The organism is Sulfitobacter sp., assembly GCF_041552635.1.
In the GTDB taxonomy this organism is placed as follows: Bacteria; Pseudomonadota; Alphaproteobacteria; order Rhodobacterales; family Rhodobacteraceae; genus Sulfitobacter.
This window is the reverse complement of sequence record NZ_JBFEKM010000034.1, coordinates 20,370-27,606: the sequence shown is the minus strand read 5'-3', so window position 1 is coordinate 27,606 and position 7,237 is coordinate 20,370. Positions and strand designations below refer to the sequence as shown.

General features: G+C 57.8%; 4 protein-coding genes. 2 read left to right on the top strand and 2 right to left on the bottom strand.

Translation table 11 applies throughout. The annotated features are described in order from the left end of the window. Nucleotides 1-2,434: Hint domain-containing protein (locus ABYT07_RS05980; RefSeq protein ID WP_372990117.1), on the top strand; the 2,434-nt coding region annotated here is incomplete at its 5' end. A gap of 151 nt (nt 2,435-2,585) precedes the next feature. Here ABYT07_RS05980 and ABYT07_RS05975 read toward each other — a convergent pair. After that, nucleotides 2,586-3,200 carry an NTP transferase domain-containing protein gene (locus ABYT07_RS05975; protein WP_372990116.1) on the bottom strand — a complete coding sequence of 205 codons (615 nt, stop codon included), beginning with the start codon at nt 3,198-3,200 and terminating at the stop codon, nt 2,586-2,588. 18 nt (nt 3,201-3,218) lie between these two features. Then, nucleotides 3,219-5,645: an FAD-dependent oxidoreductase gene (locus tag ABYT07_RS05970; protein ID WP_372990115.1), complete on the bottom strand. Its 2,427-nt coding sequence runs from the start codon at nt 5,643-5,645 to the stop codon at nt 3,219-3,221. Nucleotides 5,646-5,808: 163 nt separating this feature from the next. Between ABYT07_RS05970 and ABYT07_RS05965 the strand changes: the two genes are divergently transcribed. Continuing rightward, nucleotides 5,809-7,116, top strand: a complete 1,308-nt coding sequence (locus ABYT07_RS05965; protein WP_372990114.1) for a DUF2254 domain-containing protein — start codon at nt 5,809-5,811, stop codon at nt 7,114-7,116. Nucleotides 7,117-7,237: the final 121 nt, after the last annotated feature.

The following is a 7,237-nucleotide window of genomic DNA, read 5'->3' as shown; positions in this document are numbered from 1 at the left end:
TGGCGGTGGCGACGACAAGGTCACCGGCTCTGAGGGTGCCGAGAACGTAGACGGCGGCGCGGGCAACGATACCCTGACCGGCAACGGCGGCGATGACAGCCTGTCCGGCGGCGCGGGTGACGACACGCTTGATGGCGGCGCTGACAATGACACGCTGATTGGTGGCGGTGGCCGCGACTCCCTTGATGGCGGTGATGGCGATGACAGCATTGCAGGCGACACCCCGGGTCTGACCGGTGTGCCGGATGCCGATCTGCCATTGATCCCGACACCGCTTGATCAGGATCCGAACCCGAACGACAACAAAGACACCATCAACGGTGGCGCTGGTAATGACACGATTGACGGGGGCGACGACGCTGACCTGATCGACGGTGGGATTGGCGATGATGTCATCGAAGGCGGCATCGACAACGATACGATCTATGGTGGCGAGGGTAACGATACCATCACCGACATCCAAGGTGCCGACAGCATTTTCGGTAACGACGGTGCCGACTCGATCGATGCGGGGACCGATACGTTCTCGGACTATCCCAATGATCAGCAGTTCATCACGAACCCGCTGACAGGCGCGATCACCCCGAACCCGTTCTTTGGCGCGGGTGACCCGAACCAGGACGACGGCCGTGATTTTGTCGATGGGGGTGCCGGAAACGATACCATCCGGACCGGTGACGATGCCGACACGATCTTTGGCGGGACGGGCGACGATTCCATCAACGCCGGTATCGACGACGACATCGTAAGTGGTGGCGACGGCGACGACAGCATCATCGGCAGGCACGGCTCTGATACGCTGAAGGGCGACGACGGCAATGACACGATCTGGGGCGGCTTTGGTCCTGAAACGATCGCAGGCTATAGCGACCAGATCATCGACGCGCTTGATCCGCAGCCGAACAACGGCAAGGACCTGATCGAAGGCGGTGCCGGCGATGACGTTCTGTACGGTGAAGACGATAACGACACCATCTTTGGTGGTGCCGACAATGACTTTATCGACGGTGGTATCGACGACGACAGCCTTGATGGCGGCATGGGCAATGACACCATTCTTGGCGGTCAGGGCGATGACACCATCATCGGCGCACAGGGCGATGATCAAATTGACGGCGGCGATGGCAACGACTCCATCTTTGCGGGCAATGACAACGACAGCGTGCTTGGTGGTGCCGGCAATGACACCATCGACGGCGGTCAAGGCGACGACACCATCGATGGTGGTGCTGACGACGATTCCATCGCGGGTGGCTTTGGCGAAGACAGCATTCTGGGTGGTGACGGCAACGACACGATCTTTGCGGCTGGCGACAATGACTTCGTAGATGGCGGCGACGGCGACGACAGCATCAGCGGTGTGCGCGGCGACGATCTGCTGCTTGGCGGCGAGGGTAACGATACCATCGACGGCGGCGAAAATAATGACACGGTGTCCGGTGGGGATGGCAATGACAGCCTGCTGGGCGGCTTTGGCAATGACGAATTGCTGGGTGGAGAGGGTGACGACACCATCATCGGTGGCGGCGACAATGACACCATCCGCGGCGGCGCTGGTAACGACAGCATGCGCGGCGATGACGGAGAGGATACGTTCCTTGATGTCAACGGTGGCGACACCATCGACGGTGGCAGCGGGTCCGATCCAAGCGACTATGACGTCATCGACCTGTCCGGTTCGTTGAACGGCGGTGGCTATCGTCTTGAAAACATCACCCCGGATAATGATCCCGGTGATACGATTGACGGGGACAGCCGGAATGACGGTTTCGACGGTACGATTGTCTTTACAGACGCCGCCGGAAACGACACAGGCCGGTTGGATTTCACCAACATCGAAGCGATCATTCCCTGCTTTACGCCGGGCACGCTGATCGCGACACCAAAGGGCGAACGCAAAGTCGAAGACCTTGAGGTCGGAGATCGCGTTATCACCCGCGACAACGGAATTCAGGAAATCCGTTGGGTCGGTGCCCGCAAGATGGACGGCCAAGAACTGGCCCGCAGTTCGCATCTGCAACCGGTTCTGATCCGCAAGGGTGCGTTGGGCAATAACCTACCCGAGCGTGACATGATGGTCAGCCCCAACCACCGCGTTCTGGTGGCCAACGACAAGACGGCGCTCTACTTTGAAGAGCGCGAAGTCCTGGTCGCGGCCAAGCACCTGACCGGTCTGGAAGGTGTCGATATCGTGGAAGTTTCGGGAACGACATACATCCACGTGATGTTTGATCAGCACGAGGTGATCCTGTCTGATGGCACATGGACCGAAAGCTTCCAGCCGGGCGATCTAAGCTTGGCCGGTATTGGAAATGCGCAGCGTACGGAGATACTGGAACTATTCCCGGAATTGGCAACGCGCGAAGGTGTGGACGGGTATACATCCGCCCGCCGGACCCTGAAAAAGCACGAGGCGAAACTTCTCACGAAGTAAGCGCCTCGCGCAAACGAGACGCGTGTAGGGGTGCACGCAACGACATATGCAGCTTTTGCACGAGGGTAACTTTGTTCGTGCAAACGAAAACGGGGCAGGAAACTGCCCCGTTTTTTTGATTTTTACCAATGGGTTGTGATGCAAAGCTAATCTAGCGGCGCGGGTTTTCAGCGCGCCAGATGGCCCATTCCTCTGGGGTGTCCAGATCGCGGCGTGCATGGTCATCGGGCAGCGGGACAAACAGGGTTTTATCCCGCGCCGCCGCAACGATATCGCGCCCGCCACTGTCGCCTGTGAGGCTGGCGAACTTTCCGAAATGTTCAGCTGCAAACACGATCGGATGCCCGGGTTTTCCGCTTGACGTGGCACCGCGCCAAATTGATTTATCTAACTTTAAATCAATAGATTGCATGACTTTATTAAGGTCGATCTGTGTCAGCTCAGGCAGATCAGCCAACAGCAGCATGGCGGCTGGCGCGTCTTGTGGCAGGGCGGCAAAACACCGCCGCAACGACGCGTTCATCCCCTCAGCCGCATCCGGGACAGGCACCTGTGTGACAGCAAGCCCCTCAATCGCATCGTATCTGGGGTGAGGTGCCGCAGGCAGGGCCACCAACACCGGCGCGTCGGTGACGGCCAACGCCATTGCCGCCTGACGGCGCAATAACGGCTGGCCATCCACCATTTCCAGCAGTTTGTCGCGCCCCCGCATCCGCGAGGATTGACCGGCAGCAAGCAGAATGATCGGTATGTTCAGATTATGCATCGGTCACGACTACCGCTTTTACGCCGGAACAGTAAGGTCACCCCGCATCCGCATACCATCGGCGTCAAACAGCGGCGTTGTGATCAAACGGGCAGGGCACATTTTGCCCAAAATCTCGATCTCGACGTGCAATCCGTCGCGGGCACTGCCGGTCGGCACAAACCCAAGCGCAATAGATTTCCGCGCATGGTGGGAATAGCCGCCAGATGTGCAGAACCCGACGACCTGACCATCATGCCAAATCGGTTCGTACCCATGCACATCGGCGTCGATGGTATCCACCTCAAAGGCGCAAAGCGTGCGGGCGGGGCCAGTGGCATGCTCTGCCTCGGCGGCCGCACGGCCAATGAAGGCGGTGTTTTTCTTAAAGCTGATAAAGCGGTCAAGCCCGGTTTCGGCAGCCGTATAGTCTGGCGAAAATTCCGACATCCAGCTGCCAAAGAACTTGTCCAGCCGCAATGACATCATCGCACGCATCCCGAATGGCACCATGTCAAAGGTTTTGCCGGCCTCCCAAAGGGTCGTCCAAAGGTTCCGTTGATCCATTGGACTGCAGTAGATCTCGAAGCCCAAATCGCCAGTATAGCTGACGCGCTGGACCAAACAGTTTGACATGCCAACGGTCATGGGACGGATATCTAGAAACTTGATCGTGCTGATATCATCACGGATACAGGCGGCCAGAACGGCGGCGGCATTTGGCCCCGCGATCTGGAACCCTGTGCGTTTGTCGGATATGTTCTCGACCTGCACATCCCCATGTAAATGCTGGGTAAACCAGCGCATATGAAAGGCCTGCGCGCCATAGGATGCCGTCAGTTGAAAGGTGTGTTCATCCAGACAGGACATGGTGAAATCACCGATCAGCTTGCCCTTTTCAGACAGCATCGGGGTCAGTGACATGCGCCCTTGGACAGGTACGCGGCCTGCCATGATCCGGTCCAACCATGCGCGGGCATCAGCCCCTGTGACCAAATATTTCCCAAAATTCTGCACCTCGTTGATGCCGACACTGCCGCGCACGCCGGCGACTTCGCGCGCAACGGCGCTGAATGCATCCGAGCGGCGGAAAGATGGCGTCTCGAATGTCGGCTCGTCGCCAGTGGCAAAGTAATTGGGCACCTCAAGCCCGTATTGCTGGCCCCAGACTGCGCCCATATCGCTGAAAATGTCATACATCGGCGTGGTGCGATGGGGGCGCGCGGCGGGCAGTTCTTCGTTCGGGTAGGACACCGAGAACCGCTTTTGATAGTTTTCGATCACCTTGGGCAGGGTATAACCGGGGCTGATCCAGTCACCAAACCGCGCCACATCCATCGCCATCACGTCGCGTTCCGGTTCGCCTTCGACCATCCATTGGGCAAGGGTCAGACCAACACCGCCCCCCTGAGAGAACCCCGCCATCACACCGCAAGCCGACCAATAGTTGCGCACGCCGGGCACTGGCCCCACCAGCGGATTGCCGTCAGGCGCAAAGGTGAACGGTCCGTGGATCACTGATTTTACGCCCGCAGTTGCCAGCACGGGAAACCGTTTGTAAGCGAAATCAATGCTTTGTTCGATCTTGTCAAAGTCATCTGGCAGCAGTTCATGGCCAAACCCCCAGGGTGTGCCATCCACCGCCCAAGGTCGCGCGGATTGCTCGTAGAACCCGATACACAACCCACGCCCTTCTTGCCGCAGATAGCTTTCGCCGGCGGGGTCCATGACGTGAGGATGCTCCGCGTCGCGTTCATAGATTTCGGGGATGTCATCGGTGACGATGTACTGATGTTCCATCGGATGCAGCGGGAAGTAGATGCCAGCCATCGCCCCGACTTCGCGCGCCCAAAGCCCGCCTGCGTTGATCAGGTGTTCGGTGTGGATCGTCCCCTTGTCGGTGACCACGTCCCACGTGCCATCCGGCCGTTGGTTGGTTTCACGGACCATGCAGTGGGTCTCAATCGTGGCACCGCCCATGCGCGCAGCGCGTGCATAGGCGTGGGTCGTGCCGGACGGGTCCAGATGCCCGTCAAGCGGATCGTAAAGCCCGCCGATGATGCCCTCAAGGTTCGTGATCGGCGCGATCTTGGCGATTTCCTCGGGCCCGACGATTTCGGTATCAAGCCCCATAAAGCGGTGCTTCGCGCGTTCGGCCAACATCATATCAAAGCGTTCAGGCGTATCCGCCAAGGTCACACCGCCCACATGGTGCAGCCCGCAGGACATCCCAGTGATCTCTTCCAGTTCTTTGTATAACCGGATGGTATAGCCCTGAAGTGCGGCCATATTCGTATCGCCGTTAAGTGTATGAAACCCGCCAGCGGCGTGCCATGTTGATCCCGACGTCAGTTCGGACCGTTCCACCAGCATCACGTCTTTCCACCCCAATTTGGTAAGGTGGTACAGCACCGACGCGCCGACAACGCCGCCCCCGATGACCAATGCGCGCGTGGTGGTTTTCATTGAAACGTCTCCAATTTGGCTGCCTTTCCGGATCGTCGCAAGGGTCGGGCCAGAAGGCATGTAACCTAGCGACATAATTTGTCGGATATGAACCTTGCGGGGCACCGGACAGGGCATCAAATCTTGCTGGACAAAGCCATTTGCCCCACTAGATAAATACTTCATGACATTTGATTTATTCACGCCCTCCACCCTGATCCGCAAAGCGCGGTACTATGGCAAGAAGCTATCTGTCAGGGTAGTGATCATGGGGATGCTGGCCGTGGTCGCGGTCGCGCTGAGTTCCCAGATCGAACACTGGATTCCGGAAAAACTGGGCACCAGCCTGACCGGAGAGGCCGCTGATCGGCTGTTGTCGATCATTGCTAATGCAATGCTGGCCGTGACCACATTTTCACTGAGTGTCATGGTGTCGGTTTATCGCAGCACCTCAACGCAATGGACACCGCGCGTGCATCGGTTGATCATTCAGGATCTGACGACGCAAAACACGTTGGCCGTGTTCATCGGGGCCTATGTCTATGCGCTGATCGCGATCATCATGCGCGAATTGGGTGTTTTCGATGACAAGCGCGCCTTTGTCTTGTTCGTGACCACCGTTCTGGTGCTGGTTCTGATCGTGTTCTATCTGATCCGCTGGGTCTTGCATTTGCAAAGCTTTGGCAGCCTGATCGACACCTCGCGCCAAGTCGAGGATGAAACCCGCCAGATGTTTCGCGAACGGCTTGCCAATCCGTGTCTTGGCGCGAATGCCCTTACCGACCCCATTCCCGACAGTGCCGAGGTGATCAATTCCGGTGAAAGCGGCTATATCAGGCATATCCATCCCGAAGCGCTGAATGCGGTGGCGAAAAATCACGGGGTGAACATCTATCTGCTGCGGAACATCGGCAGCTTTGTCTTTATCAACGAACCTTTGGTCAAGATCGATCGCATTGGTGATCCCGCCGACGATGAACATGATGACGATAGCCTGCATGCTGGCATCAAAAGCAGCATCATTCTGGGCGATGTGCGTAGTTTCGACCAAGATCCGCGCTTTGGCCTGATCGTCATGGGAGAAGTCGCGTCAAAAGCGCTTTCACCGGGGGTCAATGATCCCGGCACGGCCATTGACGTGATCCACCGGATCGGCCGTATCCTGACCGATTACGAGGATGAAGTTGCGCGCGACCGCGAGGATGTTCTAGCTAACATTTTTGTCGAACCACTTGACCCTGCTGATCTTATCCAAGACGCATTTGGGGCGTTGGCCCGCGACGGTATGACGGTTGTCGAAGTTCAACAACGATTGCAAGCAACCCTGGGCGGATTGATGCATCATCCTGACAAAGGCTTGTGCAAGGCGGCGCGGGATGCCGCCGAAAAGCATTTGGCCCGCGCCCTGTCTGTGATCGTATTTGGGCCTGACCGTGACCAGTTGATCTCCAGCGCGTCAGAACAGGTGCGTAAGGCCATCGCTTCAAAGTAAGGGAGTGAAGCTGAAGCCAATTTTATTTCCCTGTCTTGGGGACGACTGTTTTTGTCGGTTTTGGGCAACCAATCGCACCTTGCGCAGGTCAGACTTGAGGGGATGTAACAGCTAAGCGGAA

What these genes read in the sequence shown, in the direction of transcription:
- ABYT07_RS05975 (WP_372990116.1), bottom strand. Translation starts at nt 3,200, where the DNA reads ATGCATAATCTGAACATACCGATCATTCTGCTTGCTGCCGGTCAATCC.
- ABYT07_RS05970 (WP_372990115.1), bottom strand. Translation starts at nt 5,645, where the DNA reads ATGAAAACCACCACGCGCGCATTGGTCATCGGGGGCGGCGTTGTCGGC.
- ABYT07_RS05965 (WP_372990114.1), top strand. Translation starts at nt 5,809, where the DNA reads ATGACATTTGATTTATTCACGCCCTCCACCCTGATCCGCAAAGCGCGG.